General features: G+C 66.7%; 24 protein-coding genes. 11 read left to right on the top strand and 13 right to left on the bottom strand.

Annotated elements, in window-relative coordinates; translation table 11 throughout:
- Positions 1–261: 261 nt before the first annotated feature.
- Together QH470_RS15695 and QH470_RS15690 are read right to left on the bottom strand one after the other, a co-directional pair.
- Positions 262–1,542 (bottom strand): RNA polymerase sigma factor, encoded by a 1,281-nt coding sequence (locus QH470_RS15695; RefSeq protein WP_280273094.1) that lies wholly within the window; start codon positions 1,540–1,542, stop codon positions 262–264.
- Between the two features lie 19 nt (positions 1,543–1,561).
- A complete protein-coding gene (locus QH470_RS15690; protein ID WP_280273093.1) occupies positions 1,562–1,981 on the bottom strand; it encodes a YciI family protein in 420 nt (139 codons plus the stop codon).
- Between the two features lie 198 nt (positions 1,982–2,179).
- Here QH470_RS15690 and QH470_RS15685 point away from each other — a divergent pair, with 198 nt between their 5' ends.
- Positions 2,180–3,118, top strand: coding sequence for a TetR/AcrR family transcriptional regulator C-terminal domain-containing protein (locus QH470_RS15685; protein ID WP_280273092.1), 939 nt, complete (start codon positions 2,180–2,182; stop codon positions 3,116–3,118).
- A 161-nt stretch (positions 3,119–3,279) separates the two neighbouring features.
- On the top strand, positions 3,280–4,980 hold the full coding sequence (locus tag QH470_RS15680) for a VOC family protein (protein WP_280273091.1): 1,701 nt from the start codon (positions 3,280–3,282) through the stop codon (positions 4,978–4,980).
- 54 nt (positions 4,981–5,034) lie between these two features.
- On the opposite strand, the gene QH470_RS15675 is transcribed toward QH470_RS15680, so the two are convergent.
- Entirely contained in the window at positions 5,035–6,108 is a 1,074-nt protein-coding gene (locus QH470_RS15675) for a phosphotransferase (RefSeq protein ID WP_280273090.1), read from the bottom strand.
- Between the two features lie 170 nt (positions 6,109–6,278).
- Here QH470_RS15675 and QH470_RS15670 point away from each other — a divergent pair, with 170 nt between their 5' ends.
- Entirely contained in the window at positions 6,279–6,875 is a 597-nt protein-coding gene (locus tag QH470_RS15670; protein WP_280273089.1) for a TetR/AcrR family transcriptional regulator, read from the top strand.
- A gap of 16 nt (positions 6,876–6,891) precedes the next feature.
- On the opposite strand, the gene QH470_RS15665 is transcribed toward QH470_RS15670, so the two are convergent.
- The gene (locus QH470_RS15665; RefSeq protein WP_280273098.1) at positions 6,892–8,475 is read right to left on the bottom strand and encodes a serine/threonine-protein kinase; all 1,584 of its coding nucleotides are present in this window, start codon (positions 8,473–8,475) and stop codon (positions 6,892–6,894) included.
- 143 nt (positions 8,476–8,618) lie between these two features.
- Here QH470_RS15665 and QH470_RS15660 point away from each other — a divergent pair, with 143 nt between their 5' ends.
- Positions 8,619–10,010, top strand: a complete 1,392-nt coding sequence (locus tag QH470_RS15660; RefSeq protein WP_280273088.1) for a serine/threonine protein kinase — start codon at positions 8,619–8,621, stop codon at positions 10,008–10,010.
- A 309-nt stretch (positions 10,011–10,319) separates the two neighbouring features.
- On the opposite strand, the gene QH470_RS15655 is transcribed toward QH470_RS15660, so the two are convergent.
- From QH470_RS15655 to QH470_RS15645, 3 genes are all read right to left on the bottom strand, one after another.
- Positions 10,320–10,520 (bottom strand): DUF397 domain-containing protein, encoded by a 201-nt coding sequence (locus tag QH470_RS15655; RefSeq protein WP_342228445.1) that lies wholly within the window; start codon positions 10,518–10,520, stop codon positions 10,320–10,322.
- 100 nt (positions 10,521–10,620) lie between these two features.
- A complete protein-coding gene (locus QH470_RS15650) occupies positions 10,621–10,821 on the bottom strand; it encodes a DUF397 domain-containing protein (protein ID WP_425302676.1) in 201 nt (66 codons plus the stop codon).
- The gene (locus tag QH470_RS15645) at positions 10,821–11,702 is read right to left on the bottom strand and encodes a helix-turn-helix domain-containing protein (protein WP_280273087.1); all 882 of its coding nucleotides are present in this window, start codon (positions 11,700–11,702) and stop codon (positions 10,821–10,823) included. The genes QH470_RS15650 and QH470_RS15645 overlap by 1 nt, the downstream gene beginning before the upstream one ends.
- A 215-nt stretch (positions 11,703–11,917) precedes the next feature.
- Here QH470_RS15645 and QH470_RS15640 point away from each other — a divergent pair, with 215 nt between their 5' ends.
- The 4 genes from QH470_RS15640 to QH470_RS15625 are packed head-to-tail and all read left to right on the top strand — an operon-like array spanning position 11,918 to position 14,992.
- Positions 11,918–12,283: a hypothetical protein gene (locus QH470_RS15640; protein ID WP_280273086.1), complete on the top strand. Its 366-nt coding sequence runs from the start codon at positions 11,918–11,920 to the stop codon at positions 12,281–12,283.
- Positions 12,284–12,288: 5 nt separating this feature from the next.
- Positions 12,289–12,912, top strand: coding sequence for a DUF3558 domain-containing protein (locus tag QH470_RS15635; RefSeq protein ID WP_280273095.1), 624 nt, complete (start codon positions 12,289–12,291; stop codon positions 12,910–12,912).
- Positions 12,912–14,270: a hypothetical protein gene (locus QH470_RS15630; RefSeq protein WP_280273085.1), complete on the top strand. Its 1,359-nt coding sequence runs from the start codon at positions 12,912–12,914 to the stop codon at positions 14,268–14,270. Before QH470_RS15635 ends, QH470_RS15630 begins: the two co-directional genes overlap by 1 nt.
- A complete protein-coding gene (locus tag QH470_RS15625; RefSeq protein WP_280273084.1) occupies positions 14,267–14,992 on the top strand; it encodes an ESX secretion-associated protein EspG in 726 nt (241 codons plus the stop codon). The genes QH470_RS15630 and QH470_RS15625 overlap by 4 nt, the downstream gene beginning before the upstream one ends.
- A gap of 16 nt (positions 14,993–15,008) precedes the next feature.
- Here the strand turns inward: QH470_RS15625 and yhjD are convergent, their stop codons facing one another.
- Positions 15,009–16,019: an inner membrane protein YhjD gene (gene yhjD / locus QH470_RS15620; RefSeq protein WP_280273083.1), complete on the bottom strand. Its 1,011-nt coding sequence runs from the start codon at positions 16,017–16,019 to the stop codon at positions 15,009–15,011.
- 95 nt (positions 16,020–16,114) lie between these two features.
- Positions 16,115–17,140 (bottom strand): tryptophan--tRNA ligase, encoded by a 1,026-nt coding sequence (gene trpS, locus QH470_RS15615; RefSeq protein ID WP_280273082.1) that lies wholly within the window; start codon positions 17,138–17,140, stop codon positions 16,115–16,117.
- 116 nt (positions 17,141–17,256) lie between these two features.
- Between trpS and QH470_RS15610 the strand changes: the two genes are divergently transcribed.
- Positions 17,257–19,380 (top strand): phosphocholine-specific phospholipase C, encoded by a 2,124-nt coding sequence (locus QH470_RS15610; RefSeq protein WP_280273081.1) that lies wholly within the window; start codon positions 17,257–17,259, stop codon positions 19,378–19,380.
- A 12-nt stretch (positions 19,381–19,392) separates the two neighbouring features.
- Here the strand turns inward: QH470_RS15610 and QH470_RS15605 are convergent, their stop codons facing one another.
- A complete protein-coding gene (locus QH470_RS15605) occupies positions 19,393–20,325 on the bottom strand; it encodes an oxygenase MpaB family protein (RefSeq protein WP_280273080.1) in 933 nt (310 codons plus the stop codon).
- 146 nt (positions 20,326–20,471) lie between these two features.
- Here QH470_RS15605 and QH470_RS15600 point away from each other — a divergent pair, with 146 nt between their 5' ends.
- Positions 20,472–21,107: a TetR/AcrR family transcriptional regulator gene (locus QH470_RS15600; protein WP_280273079.1), complete on the top strand. Its 636-nt coding sequence runs from the start codon at positions 20,472–20,474 to the stop codon at positions 21,105–21,107.
- A gap of 24 nt (positions 21,108–21,131) precedes the next feature.
- Here the strand turns inward: QH470_RS15600 and QH470_RS15595 are convergent, their stop codons facing one another.
- Genes QH470_RS15595 through QH470_RS15585 form a run of 3 tightly spaced genes read right to left on the bottom strand, consistent with a single transcriptional unit; the run spans position 21,132 to position 22,782 of the window.
- A complete protein-coding gene (locus QH470_RS15595) occupies positions 21,132–21,590 on the bottom strand; it encodes a barstar family protein (RefSeq protein ID WP_280273078.1) in 459 nt (152 codons plus the stop codon).
- A complete protein-coding gene (locus QH470_RS15590) occupies positions 21,590–22,066 on the bottom strand; it encodes a guanyl-specific ribonuclease (protein WP_280273077.1) in 477 nt (158 codons plus the stop codon). Before QH470_RS15590 ends, QH470_RS15595 begins: the two co-directional genes overlap by 1 nt.
- Entirely contained in the window at positions 22,063–22,782 is a 720-nt protein-coding gene (locus QH470_RS15585; protein ID WP_425302677.1) for an exodeoxyribonuclease III, read from the bottom strand. The genes QH470_RS15590 and QH470_RS15585 overlap by 4 nt, the downstream gene beginning before the upstream one ends.
- A gap of 278 nt (positions 22,783–23,060) precedes the next feature.
- Here QH470_RS15585 and QH470_RS15580 point away from each other — a divergent pair, with 278 nt between their 5' ends.
- A complete protein-coding gene (locus QH470_RS15580; protein ID WP_280273075.1) occupies positions 23,061–23,915 on the top strand; it encodes an alpha/beta fold hydrolase in 855 nt (284 codons plus the stop codon).
- Positions 23,916–24,139: the final 224 nt, after the last annotated feature.

The raw sequence follows: 24,139 nt of genomic DNA, 5'->3' as shown, positions 1-24,139 counted from the left end.
CAGCTTGCGCACCTGTTCGACGATGGCGAACCCGGTACGCCACTCCGAGATCTCGGCGGGCGCAACGATTCCGGCGGCCATGTCGATCGGGCCGGCCGCCCCGGGACCCCCCCCGGGGGACGCCGGGGTTGCCCCCGGGGGCCCCCACACGTGCCCCGCAGGGGGCCCCACCCCCCCCGGCGGGGCCCCCCCGCGTGCCCCCAACCGGGCCGGGGCCCCGGCGGCGTTGCCGTGTATGGGTGTGCGATCGATCGGACCGCCTCAGTCCAGTTGAGCGAGCTTGCGCTCGTACACCTTTCGCTCGCGCTCGTTGCCGCAGAGCTTCGCTGCTCGCTCGAGTTCGATGCGGGCGTCGGCGGTACGACCCAGGCGTGCGAGCAATTCGCCACGGACACTTGGCAATAGGTGCGAGTTCGGCAGTGCGTTGGTGTCGATCAGATCATCGACTATGGGTAGGGCGGCGGTCGGCCCGTGGGCCATGGCTACTGCCACCGCGCGGTTGAGGTCGACCACCGGGGAGGGCGCCAAGCGGCCGAGCGCCTCGTACAGCAGCACGATGCGCGGCCAGTCGGTGACTTCGACCGAGGCCGCCGTGGCGTGGCATTCGGCGATCGCCGCCTGCAGACCGTAGGCGCCCAGTCCGCGGCCGACCTGCTCCGCGCGTTCCAGGGCCGCTCGACCGCGCCGGATGGCCGCGCGATCCCAGCGGCGGCGGTCCTGATGCTCCAGCAGAATCGGCTCGCCGTCGGGACCGGTGCGGGCGGGGAAACGCGCCGCGGTCAGTTCGAGCAGCGCCAGCAGGCCGTGCACCTCCGGCTCCTGCGGTATCAGGTGAGCCAGCACGCGGGTGAGGCGCTGTGCCTCTCCCGCCAGGTCGAGCCGGATCACGTCGGCGCCGGAGCTGGCCGACGAACCCTCCGTGAAGATCACGTACAGCACGCTCAGCACCGACCCGAGCCGCTCGGCCCGTTCCTCCGGCGACGGCACCCGAAACGGCACCCGGGCCGCGGCGAGCGTCTTCTTCGCCCGGGTAATGCGGGCCTGTACGGTCGCGGTCGGGACCAGGAACGCCTTGGCGATCTCGTCACTGGTCAAGCCGCCGACCACGCGCAGCGTGAGCGCGACCCGCGCCTCCCGGGACAGCACCGGGTGGCAGGCGGTGAACATCAGGGCCAGGACGTCGTCATCGATCTGATCCGGATCCCACAACACGTCCTCCTCGTCCGGGCGGACCGGCGGGCTGCCGGCGGCGATGCCGCCCTCGCCCAGGTCGCGGGCGAGAGCGGCATGCCTGTCGTCGAGGGCCGCGCGGCGGCGGAAGCCGTCGATCGCGCGACGCCGGCCCACGGTGAGCAACCAGCCCGCGGGGTTGCGCGGCACACCGTCGCGTGACCAGGTCACCAGGGCCTCGGCCAGCGCCTCCTGGGCGAGGTCCTCGGCCAGGGCGAAATCGCCGGTGTAGCGCGCGAGCGCACCGACGATCCGGGCGGACTCGATGCGCCACACCGCGGCGACGGTCGCGCGGCTCGCGGGGTCGACCATTGTTCGGCTTATCGGTCGATCAGAGCTGACCGGTCGCCTCGCGCCACGCCCGCTCCTTCTGGACCCACTGATTGTCCTGCGGGAACTCATCGATCGTGGGCACCCGGCGAATCTCGGTCTTGAACCCGGGCCCGGCCATCGGCAGCCGCTTCGCCCACTCGATGGCCTCTTCCTTCGACGCCACGTTCAGGATGTAATAGCCGCCGAACAGCTCTTTCGTCTCGCCGTACGGACCGTCGGTGACCACCGGAGTCTCCGACGAGTAGTCGACGACCACGCCCTCCGCCGGATCCTCGAGCCCCTCCGCGGCGAGCAGCACCCCGGCCCGGATCAGCTCGTCGTTGAACCGGCCCATAGTGTCGAGCATCTCGGCGAAGTCGACGTCGGCCATCTTCGCCATGCCCTCGTCGGTAGCGCGCATGATCAGCATGTACTTCATGGTTTTCTCTCCTCGGCTGTGGGCCCCCGTCGGACCCTTTCACGCATAGGTCGAACAGGGAAGTAGCGGATCGACACGGCACCGAAAATATTTTCCGAGTGCGGCGACGGACGTAAGTTGATGTTCCGGCAGCGGCGGAGACTCGAGCACGGCACCACTGCCGGATGTGCACGCCCTAGTTCGGCGGATCGGAGTTATATGTCGTCGTCGGAACGCCCGGACTCGCCGTACCTGGTGATCGCCGCGGAGATCCGGGAGCGGATCACCAGTGGTGCGTTGCGCCCCGGCGACCGGGTCCCCTCCATCCGGCAGATCGTTCAACGCTGGGGTGTCGCGGTAGCGACGGCGACCAAGGTGACGGCGACCCTGCGCGACGAAGGCCTGGTCGAGACGAAGGTCGGGTCGTGGACCGTGGTCAGCTCGCCCGGCCACCGGAAGCAGCCGAGGCCCTCGCCCGAGTCCCGCCAACCCGCTGCTCCGGAGCGCGCTCTGCAACGAAAACAGGTGCTGCGCAAGGCCATCGAGATAGCGGATGGCGAGGGGCTCGACGCGGTGTCGATGCGCCGCCTGGCGATCGCACTGGGCACGGGGCCGATGTCGCTGTATCGGCATGTGGCGAACAAGGACGAACTGCTCACCCGGATGGCCGACGAGGCCTTCGGTGAACTCGACCTTCCCGCACCGGGTACGCGCGGCTGGCGCGCGGAGCTCGAATTCAGCGCCCGGCAGCACTGGCAGCTGTGTCGGCGGCACCTCTGGCTGCCCCGAATCGTCTCGTTCACCCGGCCCCTGTTGGCGCCGAACATGATGGCGCAGACGGAGTGGGTGCTCGGCGCGCTCGAGGGGCTGGGGTTGCCCATGGCGATCCGAATGCGCGAAGCGCTCACCCTGCACGCGTTGGTCCTCACCTTGGCGCTGTCGGTGGCCGAGGAAATCGAAACGGAACAGAACACCGGCGTCTCCCACGACGGGTGGCAGGTAGCGCAGCTGGCACGGGCCCGTGATCTTCTCGACAGCGGCCGATTTCCCCTGCTGGCGGAGGCGCCCGGCGACATTGCCGTGGATCTGGACGAACTGTTCGAATACGGGCTCGCGCGCCATCTGGACGGATTCGCCGTCTTGGTAGCGCAGGCATAGCGATATTCCCCAACGCCGAGTGCACTAGTTCATTTCCCAGCGCCCTAGTGCACTATTCGGCTCCACAACTGGTGTTTATCACGGCATTTCGCCTACGCTGAGCACCGAGACCAATACATCGTACGCACGCCCCTAGTGCGGTCCCTGCACAGGAGTAACCGATGAAAAACCAGAGCATCCTCATTTCCGGCGCCGGAATCGCCGGACCGGCCCTCGCGTACTGGCTGCACGAATACGGCTTCCGGCCGACCGTGGTGGAACGCGCCCCAGGACCTCGCAGTGGTGGTCACGCGGTCGATATTCGCGGTACGGCCCGGGAGGTGGCCGCGCGGATGGATATCGTCGCGCGGGTTCGGGCAGCGGGCACCGGGGCACGCGGTATGGCATTCGTCGACAGCGCGGGCAAACGGGTCGCGACGATGGGTACCGACGTGTTCGGGCATTCGGGCGGCCCGGTCGCCGAATTGTCCATCCGGCGAACCGATTTGGCGCGGATTCTCTACGACACCACCAGCGACGCGGTCGAATACGTCTTCGGCGATGCGATCACCGCCGTCGAACAGGACGGCGACGGTGTCCGCGTCCGATTCGAACAGGGTGCATCCAGGGAGTTCGACCTGCTGGTCGGCGCCGACGGTGTGCGATCCGCTGTGCGGCAGTTGATATTCGGGCCGGAGGAACGCTACCTCCGCGATCTCGGCTCCTATATGTCGCTGTTCACCGCGCCGACAGAGATGGAATACGACGGCTGGCGATTGATGTACACCGTGCCCGCGGGCGGCGGACGGCCCGGCCGCACCGCGGCCTTCTATCCGCAACTCGAGCCGGGCACCGCACTGACCGGGTTCTTCCTGCGCTCGGCGCCGCTGCCGGACGTTCGGAGCGATACCGACGCGCAGCGACGCATCGTGATCGACGCCTTCGAGGACGACGGGTGGCTGGTCCCCGAAATGCTCGCGGCCATCCGGGATGCGCCCGATTTCTATTTCGACAGAACGGTGCAGGTCGACATGGACGTCTGGTCGCGCGACCGGACAGTACTGCTCGGAGACGCCGGTTACTGCGCGTCACCGATGTCCGGTATCGGCACCAGCCTCGCACTCGTCGGCGCCTACATCCTGGCAGGCGAACTCGCCACCGCCGGCGGCGACCACACCCGCGCCTACCCCGCGTACGAGCAGAAGATGCGGCTGTTCGTGCATCGAGCCCAGGAATTCGCCCGCCGTGCCGGCGACGGCGGTCTCATGCCCGAATCACACCGGCAGCTGCGGCTGCGCAACCAGGCGATCCGAATGCTGCGGTTCCTGCCGAAACGCCTTGTCCGACGCGGCATGGAGAAGGTGGCCGACACGGTCCAGCTCGATGAATACCACAGAGGAAAAACCATGCGAGCGAGCACATTCCTGTGGTTCGACGGCCACGCCGAGGAAGCCGCCGACCACTACACCGGCCTTTTCGCGGATTCCGCGATACTCGACCGGCAACGCGACGCGGACGGCCGCGTCACCACCGTCGTTTTCGAGCTGGCCGGACAACGCTACATCGCTTACAACGGCGGACCGCAGTTCGCCTTCTCCGGTGCGATCTCGCTGTATCTGGAATGTGACACCCAGGAGGAAGTCGACACCGCGTGGGCGGCCCTCACCGAGGGCGGGCAGGAAGGCCCGGGTGGCTCGCTGACCGACCGATTCGGGGTTACCTGGCAGATCGTCCCGAATATCCTCGGTGAACTACTGGCCGAGGCGGAACCCGAAGCCGCGCAACGCATTCTCACGGCGGTACACGCCATGACGAGGATCGATATCCGGGCATTGGTCGATGCCCGCGACAATAGACAGCCCGAAAGCCCTTCTCACGCATAGGCAGATCGACACGGCTCCGAGAATCTCCGACTATCGCGGGTGTACGGCTGATGGTCAGGTGCTGATGCGACGGAGCGCGGCCGGCGTATCCAGGTCGGCGTAGGCGGTCGAATACCGCTGTGCGAGAGCGAGAGCGATGTCGGGGCGCTGCCAGAGTTCGCCGGCGCTGGCGGTGGCCAACCATAGGGTCAGGCCGTGGGCCACCGACGCGCTGTAGCGCAACCAGATCTCCTCCGCGGTCGGTTTCTCGTCGGCGGGCAGGGCCAGCGTGTCGCGGTATTCGGTAAGCAGAGCCCGCTCGCTGCGGCGGCGGTCGGAGACGGTCAGCGCGCCCTGCAGGAAGTAGCCGACATCGAGCGACCAGTTGCCGCGACGGACGACTTGCCAGTCGAGGAAACCGATCTCGCCGTCGGGGAGCAGGTAGGTATTGCCGATGTGCGGGTCACCGTGCAGCAGTGTGGGCGCGGTGGTGGTGAGGGTGTGGATATAGGGCTCCCAGACGTCATCGATCAGGGAGTCGACGGTCAGGGCCGTCACCTCCGGCGGCGCGTCGGCGCCGAGTCGTTCGAATGTCTTCTCGATCGGTGCGGCGCGCATGACGTCACCCCACGGCCGGAAGGGTTCGAGCCAGTGCAGTTTCGGATCCCGCACGCGGTCACCCCAGTAGGCGCTGTGCAGCCGCGCGAGCGCGCGGACTCCCGCCGCGGCCTGTTCCTCCGACAGCGGTGTAGTCGCATCGAGCATCGTCGCGCCGCGGGCGGGCAGGTCCTCCATCACCAGGCAGAACCGGTCGGCCGCCGTGTCGATGGGTGCGGCGTACACCGTGGGATGGTCGACCGGCAGCGGCACACCGGCATCGAACAGGCGTGGCTCGTGGAACAGTCCGCTGGTCAGCTTGTGCAACGGAGTGTGGGCGGGATCGGTCGCCTTGACGAAGACCGTCGCGGGCCCGGTCCCCTTCGCGTACGTCAGAGCCAGGCGCGCGCGGCGGTTCGTCCCGTCGTCACGTAGCCGCACGCGCACTTCGCCGATCTCGGCATCGGGATGGCGGCCACCGAGTGCGGCGGTCATCCATTCCGGCGTGATGTCGTCCCAGTCCTGCGGCACGGTCAACTCGGCACGGTCCACTTGCCCGACCTCTCCATCGAATGTGGTTAGTATACGACCCGTGTCGTATCTCATGGAGGCTACCCGCACTAGCGGACGGTTCGGGGCGAATCGCGCGAATACCCGCGACACACAACCGCTTTCGCGCACTACCGTCGGTCACCACGCAGACGATGGATACGCTTCCAGGCATGTCTGATGAGCGCGGCGGCAGACCACGCGACGCGCGGTTGCACGACCGCATCCTCGCCGCGACCCGTGAACTGCTGGCCTCGGGCAGCTATACGGCGTTGTCGATGGAAGCCGTGGCGGCTCGCGCCGAAGTGGGCAAGAAGACCCTCTACCGGCGATGGCCGTCCAAGGCGCCGCTGGTGGCCGAGGCGGTACTCGACGCGTACGGGCGCCGAAGTTCCTTCCGCGTCGCCGACACCGGTGATCTGCGCGCGGACCTGTCCGCGTGGTTCGCCGAGCACGCGGAATTCGTCGCCGACCCGTCGTCCGCCGCACTGATTCGAGCCATCGTCGCCGCGGCGGCGGCCAGCCCGTCCGACAGCGACGCCCTCTACCAGCAACTCAACGCTCCCCAGCGCGAGGGATTGATCTCCCGGCTGCGGCAGGCCGCCGAACGCGGCGAAATCCGCGACGGCGTCGATGTCGAGGCCGTCGCGAACGCCATGATCGGCAGCCTCCTCCTGCACACCCTGTCCGCGTCCTACGATCCCCACCGGTCCGCACCGGTATTCGACGGGTTGGTCGATGTGCTGCTGCACGGCGTGGCTGTTACGTAAGTTGGTGGTGCCGCGCTCAGAAGGCGTCGCATTCGTTCCACCAGTTGACGAGTTTGTCCATTTGGGCCCGGCCCATCCAGGCCGGAGTCAGGTACATCAAGTACGCGGCCCGTTCCGGGTCGTCCGGGAAGGTGGTGATCATGACCGCCGACTCGTTACCGTTGCGGTCCTTGTTGAAAAGCTTGTAGTTCGTATAGGAACGGCCATCTTTGGCATCGACCGAACGATCGGCGCCCAGAGCGCCGACCGCACTTTGTACATCGTCCGGAGACCGGTACGAAAGTATCGTGAATCCCGCGTCTCCCTTCCCAATGCAGCGCCAACCCCCGACCCAATTTCCGTAATCCACCTCGCCGGGTGCCACATAAGGGCGCCAATACTTGCCGATGAAACTACACTCGCGTCCCCCATAGCCGATGGGCTTGCTCCCGTTGGGACCGGTAATATCGGGAGGAACCATCTTCGGAAACGCGGCACTGATCGCCTTGACGGCCGCAATAAGCTCCGCTTCGTCCTTCGCCTTTTGCGGATCGGCAGTCGGCCCGGCCGAGGTAGTTTTCGGCGCGGCAGCCGGTGACGTGCTCGTCTGCGTTCCAACCACGATGCCGATACCGACACCGAGCACGACGACCAGCGCGATACCCGCTCCCACCAGAACGGATGACCGGGAGAAAGGTCGTTTCGGCGCCTCGGAAATCGGCGGCGGCGCGTGCTGCACCCGTACGGGCTCGGGCGTCGGCATCGGGGCGGGGGCCGGGACGACCGGCACGTAGCCGGACGGCGCGACACCTCTGGTCAGCGCGTGCCATGCCGCCGTGGAGAATTCCGTGCAGGATGCGAAACGATCCGCCGGCCGTTTCGCGAGCCCTCGAGCGAACACGATATCCAGGGCAGCGGGAAGCCCCGGCCGCACCGCGCTCAACTCCGGCGGAGCCTCTTGTAGATGCCCTTTGATCACCGCGGCGGAATTCTCCGACTGAAATGGTGCGCGGCCGGACAGCAACCAGAACAATGTGCACGCCAGAGAATACTGGTCCGCTCGATGATCCAGAGCTGCTCCGGTCAGCTGTTCGGGCGAGGCATAGGACAACGTCGCGTTGATCGCGCCGGCCTGCGTCAGATAGCCGGTCTCGCCGCGGAGCCGGGCGATCCCGAAATCGGCGAGAAAGGTGCGTCCGCCGACACCGTTGGCGCGTGGGATCAGGATGTTCGCGGGCTTCACATCCCGGTGCAGGACGCCCACACCATGGGCATAGTCCAGAGCTTCCCCGGTTCGACCGATTATCTGCACGGCATGATCCGGCGGCAGTACGGCCGGATCGATCGTCCCGGCATCGACGCCGTCGACGTACTGCATCGCTATCCATGGCTGGTCGCCCTCGACGCCGCGGTCGTACACCGCGACAATCCCCGGGTGATCCAATCGAGCCACCAGATCGGCCTCACGCTCGAATCGAGTTCGCATCTCGTGATTCGCGAAAAGGTCACTGTTCAGTAGTTTCAGCGCGACGAGGCGGCGCAGCCGAGGATGCCGCGCAAGATAGACCGAACCCATGCCTCCTCGGCCGAGAACACGCTCGATGACGTATCCCGCGCACACGTCCCCTGCGTCGAGCACCCGACCCCCTACTGCGATCCAGACCCGGACTTCGCTCCGGCCATAGGCCGACCATGCCCGCTGACCGGCCAACCGACCATACAGTAGGGTGTCTGCCAGGGAGTCAGGGCGGGAGGTACCCTTACGTGGGTCAATCACTGAGAGACGGTGAGGTTTTCGCCGGATTTCGCATCGAGCGCCGACTCGGCTCGGGCGGTATGGGAGAGGTCTATCTCGCACACGATCGTGACCTGCCGCGCTATGTCGCGCTGAAAGTTCTCGGTCCCAGCGTCGCCGGTGACCCGGACGCACAGGCGCGGTTCCTACGCGAGGCCGACACCGCCGCTCGGCTGTCGCACCCGAACATAGTCACCGTCTATTCCCGTGGCCGAGAGGGAAATCGGCTGTGGATGGCCATGCAGTACATCGAAGGCACCGACGTGGGTGCCTTGTTGCGCAATGGCCCGATCCGCCCGGAGTCGGCGGTCCGCATCGTGGGCGAGACGGCCAAAGCTCTTGATGCCGCCCATGACTCGGGAATCCTGCATCGAGATGTGAAGCCCGCCAACATCTTGCTGGCCAATAACAAGCTCGAACAGGTGCTGCTGGCCGACTTCGGTATCGCGAAGGCTCTCGACAGATCCAACAACCTCACCCGGACCGGCGAGCTGTATGCCAGCTTTCAATACGCCGCACCGGAGCAGTTCGACGGCCATTCCCATGTCGATCATCGAGCCGACGTCTACGCGCTGGGCTGCACGCTTTATCACATGGTCACCGGGGTGATTCCATATCCCGGCACCAACACGGGTCAGCTGATTCACGGTCATTTGAACCTGCCCATTCCACGGCCCAGCCAGCAAAACCCTTGGCTGCCACCACCCTTCGATGCCGTGATCGCTCGCGCGCTCGCTAAGAACCGAGATGAACGATTCTGGAGCTGCGGCGAACTTGCCCATGCTGCGCAACAGGCACTGACGAGCCCGGCACCTACGCCCCTACCGCCCCCGCCCGCGAAACGCCCGCCGTCCCGCACGACCGCCAAGATCGCGGCCGGTGCGGCCGCCGGTCTTCTGATCGCCGGCGCGACAACGGCAATCGTTGTGCTGTACAACAATTGGAGCCGGGACCACGAACAGGTCGCGCTGAATCAGGCTCGCGATGCGGCGAGTGACGCGGCATGCGCCTACATACAAACGATGTTCAACTACGACTACACCGACCTCGAGCCGTACCGAACGTCGGCCATCGACGGCGCGACCGGTGACTGGAAAACCCAGTTCGAATCGTCCTGGCCAACCCTCAGCAAGACCATGACCGACTCGCACGCACATTCCAAAGCCACCGACCCCCAATGCTCGGCCAAGTCTTCGGAGAAGAACAGCGCCGAGGTCTCCGCGGTCATGAACGGCCGGTTCAGCAATGACAACAACGGCCAAGCCAACAGCGCCAAGCAGATGACCTTCAACCTCACCATGGAAAAGGTCGATGCCCGATGGCTGTGCAGCAAGTTACAGAACGTGGAGTCCGGCAACTGAACCGACCGAGTTAGCGAGCGCCTCAGCGGTCGAAGACTCCGCGCCGCGGATCGGGAGGAAGGCGACCTCGCCATCGAGCCTGCGCACCCTCTCACGCCCTTCCCACCGACGAGGGCCTACCGTCGCGTAGCCGCACCACGCGCAGCGTGCCGCCGAACGGGGGCGAGAATTCACCCCCTCATCGCTGCCGACCCGTGTCATGCACGTCAGCGGAGAGAACGCCACCGACACGACCACTCCGCAACCCTCGCGGCATGAACTTGTGCAGCACGGGACACCCGGCAACTCGACCTACCGAGACCCGAGACCTCAGCGGTCGAAGACTCCCCGCTGCGCCGCCGAGGTGAACGCCGACCACTCGGTGGTTGTGAACACCAAGGCGGGGGCGGGGTGAGCCTTTGAATCTTGAATGGCGACAAGGTCGTTCGAGAGGAAGGCAACCTCGACGCACTCTTTGTCGCCACCGCTGTAACTGCTCTTGAACCACTTCACACGCGATAGATCGATCATCAGGCTTCGTACTCCTCTACTACCTGCCGGAGTAAGGCTCGACCGGCGACAAGATCCAATGCGCTTCGCCGAAGACTCACCCGCCGAGACCGCGAGCGCCTCAGCGGTTGAAGTCCCCGCGCTGCGCCGCCGCAGTGAACGCCGACCACTCAGGACCGCTGAACACCAGCGCGGGACCGGAGCGGGCCTTCGAATCCCGCACGCCGACAAGGTCGTTCGGGAGGAAAGCGACTTCCACGCAGTTCTTATCACCGCCACTGCGGCTGCTCTTGAACCACTTCGCACTCGATAGATCGACCATCAGGACGCGTACTCCTTTGCCATTCGCCTCAGCAAAGCCCGGCTGGCCGGGGCATCCATCGCACTCCGTCTGAGGCTCTCGTACGCCTGATGGTAGCGCTGGACCGCGCTCGGTTTTGCAAGATAGAGATCCCCCGTGAAGGATTCGGCGTAGACAACAGGCGGCTCGATCGTCTGGCCGCTCCGGTCCGAGCCGAAGTCGAGAACTACGAACGGCCCGATCGCGACGCCGAGTGGAAAACCCGCGCTGAACGGCAATACATGCAGCGTGATGTTGGCCCGAGTACTGATATCTGCCAAGTGCTTCAGCTGCGCTGCCATGATCTTCGGTCCACCGACCATGGGCTCGAGGACCGACTCGCGCAGGATGACGTCCAGACTCGCCGGCTGATGCTTCCGCGTGACCCGGAGCTGTCGGCGCATGCGCAGTTGCACTCGCCGGGCATGTTCTTCCGGACCATCATCCGGATAGACCGATCGAATCAAAGTGCTCGCGTAGCCCGGTGTCTGCAGCAGTCCGGGCACCAGTTCGGGCTCGTAGGTTACGAGGCGCCGTGCCGCGGCCTCCAATCCCACATAGAAGTCGAATGTCGGCGGCATCAGGTCACCGAAATCACACCACCAACTATCTTCGTTGCCCTGCGCCGCAAGCACTTTCATCGCAGCCGTGCGTTCTTCACTGAAGCCGTAGAGTTTGCAAAGGGCCTCCAGGTCCACCTCGCGAAGATGCGCTACCACGCCCTTCTCGATCCGCTGCAACGTGCTGGCGCTACGTTCGATCAGCGCACCGGCTTGTTCCAGCGTGAGTCCGCACTCTTCCCTACCCTCCCGCAAGTACTTGCCCAGCTGCCGCCGCGCCAGAGTCGATCCAGTCTCGGACATGCTCCGCCTCCCTTCGAGTTCACGTCCCGCCACCCCATCACCCTGAAAACCCCCACGCCCCCGCCACCGCGGAATCTCATTCAATCTCCGCATAACCCCAGGAAGCATTGCATTCTCGGCCCCACTCGTACCCGAAATCCGCAACAGAGGGAACCAAGTCACCCGACAGTGCGTCCAGTAAGGTAAGCCGTCGAGCACGAAGGGAGGGCCTGTCGATGGATGTGGGACAGTCGACAGCGATCGGGCTGTACCAGCAGGCGGTTGCGGGCACGTTCCAGATGGACCGCGACGCAGCCCGCAAGTGCGCGGAGATCTATCAGCGGTTCGCAGAGTCAGTGGACAAGATGGTCAAGGACTCGAACCAGCTTCAAAGGCTCAGCGGGTTCGGCAGTTTCGCCTCATCCCTTGCATTGCAAGCCGGGTTCGAACGTAAGGGCGCGGCGCTCGCCGAGGCTTTGCTAGGCATCCAGGAAGCAGCCATCAGGATGGCGGCCGCATATCTGCGGGCCGGCGGCCATATCGAGGAGGCAGAAGGCATGAACACACTGGCGATCAAAACAGCGTCTGGCCTTTCGCAGTGACGCCCATGCGATGGATCGGGTGCTCCGCAGTGTCAGCGGCTGCGCTTGCCTTGGTCGTCGGTTGTACGTCCGACACCAACGACTCCACGGACTCCCAAGGCGCTCCCAGCACCACCGCCGCAACCGGTGCGAGCTCGCAACCCCGCCCGCCGCATCCGACGTTGACGGCCCCGTCGTTGCAACCCCCGCCGCAAAAGAATTACGGACGTCCGACAGTCGCATTCGACCCCTGCACCTGGATACCTGATGACGTAATCGCAGCCACCGGTTTCGATCCCGTCAGCAGAGCGCGCTCCGGGGACCAGGTCGCCGAAGTCACTTTCCTGAATTGTGACTTCAAGTCGAAGACTCGCGGATTGAGTGTGCTCTCCGGCAACGCAACATGGGACGAAGACATACAGAAGAACAGCGCTTGGAGTCAGCCCATCACCGTCAACGGTAGAGAAGCGATGTGGGTGCACGATCCCAACCTTGCCCGCGCCTGCGACATCCACCTGCGAACTAAAGTCGGGTTCGTCGACCTCGGTACCACAGTGACCCTTGCTGGTGTAGCTCAGGACGTGGCGCCCTGCGACGGCCTCCTCGACATCGCCACCGCCATCGAGCCGACGATCGGCAAGGACAACTGATGACCGGTGAGACCACGCCTCTCAACCCACAGCAGGCCGTCGCGGGCTTTCTCGTCGGCGTTGACCTGCCGACCCACCAGATCATTCAGCGAGCCGAGAAGACCCAGGACGGGTCGCGAATCATGCAGGGCCAGCTGGCCTACAACAGCACCGATCCCGACTACATCCCGGATGTCGAGCATTGGAATCAAAAGGACCTGTCGCATCAGGAGATCTATAACCGCGTCCAGGAGATGCAGCCGGACGCGATGCACACGTCCGCCAAGAAGTGGGGTGAAATCTCCGCGGGTCTGGGCGGGGCGATCTTCGGACTCAACCTGTCCATACAGAAGGCCCTCTCGGACGGGATCCAGGGACAGTTCGGCGACGCCGCGCTGACCGCGGCCCGCAAGTTCGTCGATCAGGCGACCGATGTGCAGGAAGTGATTCGAGTCGTTGGTCTTCGGATCGAGACCGCGGCGTACGGCGCCGAGGCCGTGAAGCGCTCCGTGCCGCCGCCCGCGGCCTCCAGCCCGGGTTCGACGACCGGTTCGCTCGCAGACGTACTCGAGACCGTGGGGGCTCAGTCGCCGGGCGCTGCGGTGACGAACGGGACCGGGGAAGAGGAGCTTTATCAGCAGGCCATCCTCGCGATGCAGACCAATTACGATCCCACTTATCACCCCGCAGGCCAGGGCGTCCCGACGTTCGCCCCGGTCGACTCCCCCGGCGACGATGGGAACGGCCCGCCCAACAACGGCTGGACGCCTGGCACCGGGGGGCCGAGTGCAGCCGGGACCGATGGCAAGACCGGGAGCGCCGACGGGCAGTCCGGCACCGGTGAGCAACAGGCACAGGCCGATCCGGCCGGCACCGCGACGGCGAGCGATTCTTCGAATGCCGCAGGCAGCCAAGGGAGTCAGGCCGCGAACTCGAACCAGCAGGGTGCGGGTGCGACCTCGCCGAACGGCAACCAGACGACCGCCGCGGGCTTCGGGAGCGGTTCGGGTGGTCGTGGTGGTGGCTCCGGGTCGTCGGGCGGATTCGGAAGCGGCGGCAGCGGGCGCCCCGGCGGCTCGGCAGGTGGCGCCGGGCGCAGCGGCACGGGCGTGCCGGGTGCCGGGAACCCGGCCGCCGCGGCCGCGCTGGGTGCCGGTAAGGCCGGGACGGCCGTACCCGGCATGCCCGGCATGGGCGGGGGCGCGCCGGGCCGCAAGGGCGAGGACGACGAGAAGGAACGCAAGACGCCGGATTACCTCGTCATGGACCGTGAGGAAGAACTGCTGGGCATCCGCGAGCGGACGGTTCCGCAGGCCATCGGCGCGGATATCCCTGCGGCGCAGACCCAACCGGACAACGGCGGGGGCCAGAAAAGGTGAAGTGGGAGTTCACTCCCGACGAATTCATGCACGTCTGGGCGGAGACCGACATAGACCGGTACCCGTTCCCGCTGAAGCTGAGATCGTCGGTGCAATGGCAGAGCGAATACGCGAAGCTGAAAGAAGAGTTGCGGCAACGCCTGCCGCGCGGCCACGATCCCGACCTTTCCGCAGTACTGCGGGTGGCGTCGAATCCGGCTGTGTCCCTGCTCGTTACGGGTAAACGCAAGCGTCCGGTGCGCGCGTACGGCGCAATCGACACCACTGTCGGCGTCACCCTGGTCCAACGCCCGGGCCCCACCGACGACGTGGGCGGCAATGTGATGATCGAGGTCGGTTCGCCCGCGATCGTGCCGAAGGTGTTCGCGGCCGTGCTCGGCGACGTCCCGCCCGGTAAGCACCCGGCCCTGGTCGAGAGCTTCGACCGCATCCGCACCGACCTCGAATCCTGGACCGGCACAAAGGAAACCATCACCGACCGCATTCGTCGCCTGTTGCGTTCGCCGCGCGCAGGCACCGGCCACATCGAAGTCCGGTGCGGCCTACAGGATTCGCGCCCCTTCCCACCGCAGTACTTGAGCTGGGTAGATGTCGAGGGCGACGGCCGCTACGTATATCGCCAGCAGCACAACGACTTCCACGTCGAACCCTGCTCGCAGCAGGCCATCTTGCGTGAGATCACCCGCATGACTCAGCAAGGAGTATCGGACAGGGCCGGGTAGCGGCCGGCGCGGGAACCTACCTCCGCCGCCGCAGCCCCACCAGCGCCCCCGCCACGGCACCCGCCCCGAACAGCGCCGCCCCCGTCCGCGCGGTCATCCCCACATTCACCCTCGGCTCGATGACTGCCGGTGGCGGCGGGGGGATTTCGGCTTCGGGCTCGTTTTCGCGGGCGGTGGCCGCCCAGGCTGTGGCGAAGAGGATTATGCGGGCGGTGATGTAGGCGAAGACCATCAGGCCGATGATGGGGCCGAAGGTGACACCGGCCGGGCTGTTGAGGACGGATTTGAGGTAGATGCTGGCGAGTTGTTTCCAGAGCTCGAAGGCCAGGGCGGCGAGCAGGGCCGCCTTCAACGCGCTCACCAAGGTCACCGGTTCGCGCGGGAGGCGGGCGATTATCCAGACGAAGACCGCCCAGGACGCGAGCACGGCCAGCACCAGCGAGACGACGGTGAGCAGCACGCCGACGCCGGGCGCGTTGTCGAGGTGGACCGATTTCAGCACGCTGCGGCCGAGACCGCTGCCCGCGAGCGCCGACAACCCCAGCGACACCACCATCGCCGCACCGAGACCGAGCAGCGCGAGCAGGTCGGACACCTTGCTGCCGACCCAATTCCCCTCCGGCGTCTTCTGTTCCCACTGTTCGGTGAGCGCGGCCCGCAGGTTCGCCATCCACCCGAGCCCGGCGTAGAGGGCGCCGACCAGGCCGACCACGCCGACGCCGGTGCGCGACCGCACGGCCTGGTCGATCAGGTCGGTCAGCTGCCCGCCGAAGGAGCCCGGAACCTTCTCGACCACCTTCTGCTGCAACTCGGCCAGCAGGTCCGCGTTGCGCGACAGCACGAATCCGGCCACCGCGAAACCGACCATCAACAGCGGAAACAGCGACAGCACAGTGAAATACGTGATGCCGGCGGCGTAGTAGTCGCCGCGCTGGCGCTGATACCGCCCGCCGGCGCGAATGGCATGGTCCAGCCACGGCCGTGCCTGTACCTCACGTTCGATCCGTGCCTTGACCTTGCCGAACACCAGTCCTCCCGAAACCTGTCGGCCGGCCGCGCATCGGGCAGCGTGCGTCACCACGAAGGCGGTCGGCGGTCGTGCACAGCCCCGCGAGGTGGACGTCAGCGGGGCAGGAACCCCACCCGGTCGTACACCTGCGCCAGGGTGTTGCCGGCGATTTCCCGAGCGCGCTCGGCGCCGGCGCCGAGAATGCGATCGAGTTCGCCCTGGTCGTCCAGATACTCTTGCACCTTCGTCTGCAACGGCGTGACAAATTCGACCAGTGCGTCGGCCACATCGCCCTTGAGATCGCCATACCCCTTGCCGGAGTAATCATTCTCCAACGTCACGATGGGGCTGCCGGTGAGCGACGACAGGATAACCAACAGATTGCTTACCCCCGGCTTGGCCTCCGGGTCGTAGCGGATCTCGCGTTCGGTGTCGGTGACCGCGGAGCGGATCTTCTTCGCCGAGACCTTCGGGTCGTCGAGCAGGTTGAGCAGCCCGGTGTCGGTGGCGGCCGACTTGCTCATCTTCGACGTCGGATCCTGCAGGTCGTAGATCTTCGCGGTGCCGGAGACGATGTGTGCCTCGGGGACGACGAACGTCTTCTTGTATCGGGTGTTGAACCGCTGGGCCAGATTGCGGGTCAGCTCCAGGTGCTGGCGCTGATCCTCGCCGACCGGCACCTGATGCGCCCGGTACAGGAGGATGTCGGCGGCCATCAGGACCGGGTAGGTGAACAGGCCGACGGTGGCGTTCTCCGCGCCCTGCCGGGCCGACTTGTCCTTGAACTGGGTCATCCGGCTGGCCTCGCCGAAGCCGGTGATGCAGCTCAGCACCCACGTCAGCTCGGCGTGCTCGGGCACCTGGCTCTGGACGAACAGCGTCGACCGCTTCGGGTCGATGCCCAGGGCGAGGAGTTGCGCCGCGGCCCGCTTGGTGCGGTTGCGCAGCTGCTTGGGATCATGCGACACGGTGATCGCGTGCATGTCCGGGATGAAGTAGAGGGCGTCGTAGTCGTCCTGCAGAGTCACCCAATATTGCAGCGCGCCAAGGTAGTTGCCGAGGTGGAAGGAATCGCTGGTCGGCTGGATGCCGGACAGGACACGCTGCTTGCGCTCACCGGGTGCTGCAGGACTCGACATGCACAGATCTTCGCATGCCCGGACCGGCGGACGACCGGCACCTTGCTCGCTGGAAATTCACCCGGCAACCGTGTCGCGGTAACCCGGCACCCACGTGTGGTTGGTTTACTGGGCTCATGGCCATCCTCTCCCGGCGGCATCTGCTCGGGCTGGCGGCCGGTTCGGCCACCGCGTCCCTGCTGCCGCCCGCCGTGCACCGGGCGATGGCCGCCCCGATGCGGCCGGGCGGGCTGCGGGCCATCGAACACGTGATCCTGCTGATGCAGGAAAATCGCTCGTTCGACCACTACTACGGGACCTTGCGGGGCGTGCGCGGGTTCTCCGATTCGTCGCCGCTGCGCCTGCGCAACGGCGCCTCGGTCTTCCGGCAGCCGGCGTCCGGAGTCTCGCTGATGTCGGACGCGCGCGGGTCGCCGCGGCCGGGACTGCCCGACGCGGCGGGCGGCTCGGTCCTGCCGTTCTCGCTGCGGCAGGCGGCGGCGCGGGCGGGCCGCCCCGACAGCGATATCCAATACCTCGACAGCCTCGACCACGAGTGGGACGGCAGCACAGCGGCGTGGGCGCGGGGCTGGTGGGACGGCTGGATTCCGGCGAAGACCGCGGCGACCATGGCCTACTACGAACGCCGCGACCTGCCGCTGCAGTACGAGCTGGCCGACACGTTCACCATCTGCGACGCCTACCACTGCTCCCTGTTCGGCGGCACCAATCCGAATCGCAACTACTTCTTCACCGGCACCACGGGGTACGAACCCGGCACCGATGAACGCGCCGTCGACAATGCCGCTTACGAGGCCGCCCATCCCGGCTACGAGTGGACCACCTACCCGGAACGGCTGGAGGCCGCCGGGGTCTCGTGGCAGATCTATCAGGAGTGGGACAACTTCACCGACAATCCCGTCGAGTACTTCGCGACCTTCAAGAGCATCGGGAAGAAGCTGCTCTCCCAGGTCGAGGGCAACTATCCGACGACGGAGAAGTTCTACGAGGCGCTACAGCAGAAGCCACCGCCCGACCAGCGTCGGCTACTTGGGCAACTGGACGCGGCACGGGATCGGCTGAGCGCTCCGGAGCGGCGCCTGTTCGACCGGGCGATGTATCGCGGCGAACCCGACAGCCTGCTGCGGCGGCTGGCCACCGACATCGAGGAGCGGACGCTGCCGAAGGTCAGCTGGCTGGTACCGCCCGCGAAATACAGCGAGCATCCCTCCTCGTCGACCCCGCTGGGCAGCGCGAACCTGATCTACCGGCTGCTCGACCTCGTCGCCGCCGACCTCGACACCTGGTCCCGCACAGCGATTTTCATCAACTTCGACGAGAACGACGGCTATTTCGACCACGTGCCCTCGCCGGTGCCACCGCCCGGGGGCGACGACTGGTACGACGGCAAGCCGATCGGGCTGGGCCCGCGGGTGCCGATGACCGTGGTGTCGCCGTGGACGATCGGTGGTTTCGTCAGTTCGGAGGTCTTCGACCACACCTCGGTGCTGCGATTCCTGGAACAGTGGACCGGTGTGCGGGAGCCGAATATCAGTGACTGGCGGCGCACGGTGTGCGGCGACATGCGGTCGGTGTTCGATTTCGGCGCTGCGGGAAAACCACCGAAATTGACTGAGCCGAAAGGTATTCCGAGCCCCGTCGCCCGATGGAAGCCGGAGCCGCCGGACGCGCAGTCACTGCCCGCCCAGGAGCCCGGTGCGCGGCCCGCTCGCCCGCTGCCGTACCAACCGGCGGTCGCGGGATCGATCTCCGGGACGACACTGACTCTCCGGCTGACGAACAGCGGTGCGGCGTCGGCGCATTTCGTCCTCTACTCGTTCGGCGGAGTATCGGACAGCCCACGGCACTGCGATGTGCGCGGCGAGCGGACCGAGACCTTCACCGTCACCGACTCTTACGAGCTATCGGTGCAGGGGCCGAATCGGTTCTGGTACGAAATGCGCGGCGGCACAGCGGGTCCGGCGGCGGGAGTCGAGGTCGCTACGGTGCCCTCGGGAGCCGGGCTCAGGATTTCGCTGGCCAACCGGGGGCGGCGGCAGGTCACCGTGACGGTCGCGGCGTTGCGGTACGCCGGGCTCCAGGAGCGTGTCGAACTACCGGCCGGGGCGACCCACTCGCTCGAGTGGACTACCGAAAACGGTTGGTATGACGTGGAAATCACCGCCGACGAGGATTCGGACTTCCGGCGGCGCGTCACAGGACGCATCGAGAACGGCAAGCCCGGCGTCAGCGCGGACTGAGTATCGAATCCGCTACGAGACGCCGCGCTGCTCGTGATTCAGCGGATCGACACCGGGCATACTCGGCCGCCCGGAGCTGACCAGGTCATGCTCGCGACGGCTGAGCATCCGATACACCGGGGCACTGGGCCCGGCGAGCGTTGTGCGGAGCGGGCGCGGCGCGAGCGGCGGTGTGCGATGCGCCGTGCGGACGCCTTGGGTCAGCGTGCGAAAGGCCAACTCCTCCTTGGCGCCCCACCGGATCCCGTACATGTCCCGGATCCGCGGCGGCAGGCTGCCCTGGATCAGCAGATACACACCGGAGGTCACCTGGTGCAGCGGCGCGCGCAGCGGGTACGGCACCCGCCTGCCCGCCAGATACGAGCCGACCAGACGCGCCTCCTCGGTGAGGAACACTTCGTCGGAGGCCAGATAGTCGTCGAAGAAGCGACGGAACGCGGGATAGTCGGCCGGCGCCGCCGCGCGCGGCATACCGAACAGCTCTCCCCAGCGCACGTAGTCCTGGTAGAGACCCTCCCGCTCGGCGGCGGTGAGCCTGCGGATCAGCAGATCGTGCATGACCTCGGCGGAGTCGAAGGTGAAGGCCATGGTCATGAACATCAGATGGGGGTTCGTCGCGGAGTATTCGCTGCCCGCGGGGTGGTGCGGACCGGCGTCCTCGGGCAGCGAACCCGATACCCGCGCATGCTTCTTGTGCGTGAAGGCCAGCGCCCGGTCCGCCTCCGCCCGGCTGCCCAGGAACACCGCCTCGAACAACCGGCCGGTGAGCGCGAGCCGCGTGTAGGGCGTCGTCCGGTGTTCGGTGTTCTCGGCGGTCCCGACGTACAGCAGCGGATGGACGGCCCCGACCACCAGCGCGCGCTGACCGTAGGTGAGGCCCACCGCCCGCTTGCGCATGACACGGCGAATCATCGAATCGTCGGAGAAATAGCCGGTCTCGGGCATCGTCGCCTCCTCGTCCAGGGCATCTGGCAACAGAATCCACCAGAATCGACAATCTGGCAAGAGGCACCTCCAGAATTGCGGCCGCACCTCCTCGGCGTTCGTATCCGGGGTCCGGGGATGGGCGCGCGCCGTGTCACAATCGGAACGTGGCAGCGCAACGGACGTACGGCGGGGTCTCCGCAGCGCAGCGCCGCGCTCAACGCAGATCCGTGCTACTCGAGGCCGCGCTGGACATCATCGGCACACAGGGGCTGGAGAAACTGACCGTCGCCGGGCTGTGCACGCGAGCCGGACTGAACGAGCGCTACTACTACGAGCAATTCGACGGCCGCGACGCCGTACTCACCGCGCTGTTCGACGGTGTCGCCGGGGAGTTGGCGACGGCGATCGTGGCGGCGCTGCGGACGGCGCCCGCCGACACCCGCGACACCGCGCGGGCCGCGATCGCGGCGGGCATCCATGTGCTCACCGACGATCCGCGCAAGGCGCGGGTGGCGTCGATCGTCGGCACCGCGACACCCGAATTGCGCTCTCGCACACTCGAATCCATTCGCTCGTTCGCGAATCTCGTGGCGGCCAGCGGCATCGACTTCTACGGGCTCACCGGCGCCGAACCGGACCCGGTGATCGCCTTCCGCGCGACCTACCTCGTCGGCGGCCTCGCCCAGACCCTGACGAGCTGGCTCCAGGGCGACCTGCCCATGACCCGTGACGAGCTGATCGACCACACCACCGATATCTTCGTCCTGCTCGGGGAGGATCTGGCGAAACGCCTCCGCTGACGCACCGCGCCCGGCGGCCGCGCCTCAGTCGGCCGCGAGCGTGAGCGGCACCGCGGCCAGCTCGGGACGACCTTGCAGCACAACGCGATACGCGGTGTCGCGAGTGGACCAGAAGGCGGCCGCGTCGCGCATGGCCTCGGCGAACCAGTCCATTTGCTCCGGCTGGTCGGCCAGCAACTGTTCGGCGTCGCGGACCACCACCAGGTAGCCGCGCGCCGGACCGACGAATTCGTCCAGGTCGCGCAGGCATTCGTCGAAGGCGTCCTTGTTCGCGCCGAAGTAGTACGGGAACTGGAAGGCCGCGGCGAATTCGTCGTAGACGCCCGCGAGCGTGCGCATCTTGGCGCCGCGCAGCTCACGGACGCGAAAGTTGTCGGGCGCCCGGTAGCGCACGCCGCTGAACTTTCCGTCGTCGGCGGCCAGCTCACCAACCACCGGGCCGGCGCCGGACAGGAACTGCGACAACGTCATCGGCCTGGTCATCACCGCATCCTCGTGAATGTCTCGTAGTGGTCTCCGGTGTAGTAGGCCGAGCCGTCGCTGCCGGTGACTATGCGTTCGGCGTCACGGGACTGGCCGCGCTTCTTCGGATTCACGTCCCATTCCTTGTAGGTGATCGCCTTGCCGGAGGAATCCGTTTTCGCCAGTGTTCCATCGCGATTCATCCACTGGTCACCGCCCTTGGTGCCCGGCGCGCCCGCCGAGTCGGGCCAGCGCCCGGCGTCGATCTCCGCCAGCGTCTGATACGCACGCTCGGGAACACCGGCGACTCGGCTGACCGCAGAAGTGTTGCCCGCCTTCGCCGTCGGCTTCGCCGTCGCACTCGCGGCAACGGACTGCGCGGTGCCACTACCGGAATCGGTGCCACCGCGCAGCGCGAGCACGCCCGCCACCACCACCGCGACAACCAGACCGGCCAATACCAGCAGCGTGCGAATTCGCTTGTCGGAGAGGTTCATCGGTACTGCACCGTCACCGGGGCGTGGTCCGACCAGCGCAGCGCGTACTCCGACGCCCGCTCCACCACCGCATGTTTCGCCCGCCCGGCCACGCCGCCGCGGGCCAGGTGGTAGTCGATGCGCCACCCGGCGTCGTTGTCGAACGCGCGGCCGCGGTAGGACCACCAGCTGTAGGGTCCCGGCACACCGGGGTGGAGAGTGCGCACCACGTCGACGTATCCGGCGGCCAGTATCTCGTCGACCCATGCTCGCTCGCCGGGCAGGAAGCCGGAGTTCTTCACATTGCCCTTCCAGTTCTTGATGTCCAGCTCGGTGTGCGCGACGTTCCAGTCGCCGCAGATCACGAAATCACCGGCCTGCGCGCGCAAATGCGCGCCCAGGGCGTTGAGGAACCGGTACTTCTCGTCCTGCATCGGCGTGTCGGCCTCCCCGGTGTGGACGTAGACACTCGCGACGGTGAGCCCGTCGAACTCGGCCTCGATATAGCGGCCGATACCGTCGAACTCCGCGCAACCGAACCCGGTCCGCACCGCGCGTGGCTCCTGGCGAGACAGGATGCCTACCCCGGCCCGACCTTTCGTGCCCGGTTCGGCGTGTGCCAGATGCCATCCGGCCTCCAGCGCCGGGGCCAGCGCCTTGCGCGTCTGCTCGTCGGTTGCCCGGGTCTCCTGCAGGCAGATGATGTCGGACTCGGTGGCCGCCAGCCACTCGAGCATCCCCTTGCCCGTCTTGCCGGTCGCCGCCCGAATCCCGTTCACGTTGATCGTGGAGATCGTGCAGTAGCAGGCATAGTTGTCCGACCAGGTCTGATGGAACAGCTCGTGAGAACCCACAGCGACACGATAGCCCGAACCCCGTGCGCCGCACTCACCCAGCAAATTGAAATGGGACTCGTTTACATCATGCCGTAGCGGTGATGTAGAACACATTTCCTCCGTACAATGCTGTCATCAACTCCCTGTGGACATCGAGGTCCAGGAAGGGGTGACGAACGATGACGTCCGGCACCACCCGATCCGCACTCCCGCTCGTACCGATGCAGGCACTGCACACCGGGTCCGGGGATCCGCTGCTGTTGCTGCACGGGTTCATGCTCTCGCCGCACTGCTGGGAGCAGGTGGCGTTCCGATTATCCAGTACCTGTGAGGTCTTCGCGCCGGCCTTCCCGGGCCATTGGGGCGGCCCCGATCTGGACGGCTGGTACATCGATATCGACGTACTGGCCGATCGAGTCGAGGCCCAACTCGACGAATTGGGCTGGCGCACCTGCCATATCGCGGGAAATTCGCTCGGCGCCTGGGTCGGCTTCGAATTGGCGCGGCGCGGCCGGGCCCGCACGCTGACCGCGATCGCGCCCGCCGGCGGCTGGCAGTCGCCGTCGCTGCTGCAGATCCGGGTGGGGCTGAAATTCCTGTCGCTGGTGCCGGTGGTGCAGGTCGGCAAGCGACTGCCGCCGCTGGTCCAATTCAGCGCTCCGGTACGGCATTTCGCGGCATACCTGCTCGCCAAGAACACCGCCGCGGCGGCTCGGCGCGGCGTGGAGGCGGCGATCGCGTCGGCGCTGCACTGCACGGCCATGCTGCCGCTGCTGGCCGGCGGGCTGCGCATGCCCGCGCTGGAGGACATGTCCACGCTGCGCACCCCGGTGCGCCTGCTGCTCAGCGAGCACGATCGGGTGATCCCGAATCGTGCTTTTGCGCAACGGTTTCTGCGGGAACTGCCCGACTCGGCCGATCGTATTCTCGTGCACGGCGTCGGCCACGTTCCGATGCTGGAGGCGCCCGACCGCGTCGCGACCCTCATCGCCGAGCACGTCTATGCCAGCCGCACGCACCTGCGCGCGGTGTGAGGAAGGCCGGCGGGTGGGGGACCACCCCCCCGCGCCCCAACCCCCGGCCCCCCCCCCGGGATAAGCGACCCCCAGGCCCGGGGGGGTGTGGGTGTGGGGGGGGTGGTGTTTGGTTACGGTTGTTTGTTTTTGTTTTTTTTTTTTTTTTGGCGGGGGTTTTGTTTTGGGGGGGGTTGTTGGTTTTTGTGTTGGGGGGGGGGGGGGGGGCGGCCCCCCCCCCCCCC

Source organism: Nocardia wallacei (genome assembly GCF_029868745.1).
Lineage (GTDB): Bacteria > Actinomycetota > Actinomycetes > Mycobacteriales > Mycobacteriaceae > Nocardia > Nocardia wallacei_B.
Note: the sequence above shows the minus strand (reverse complement) of the source record. Positions and strands in the feature narration are given on the sequence as shown.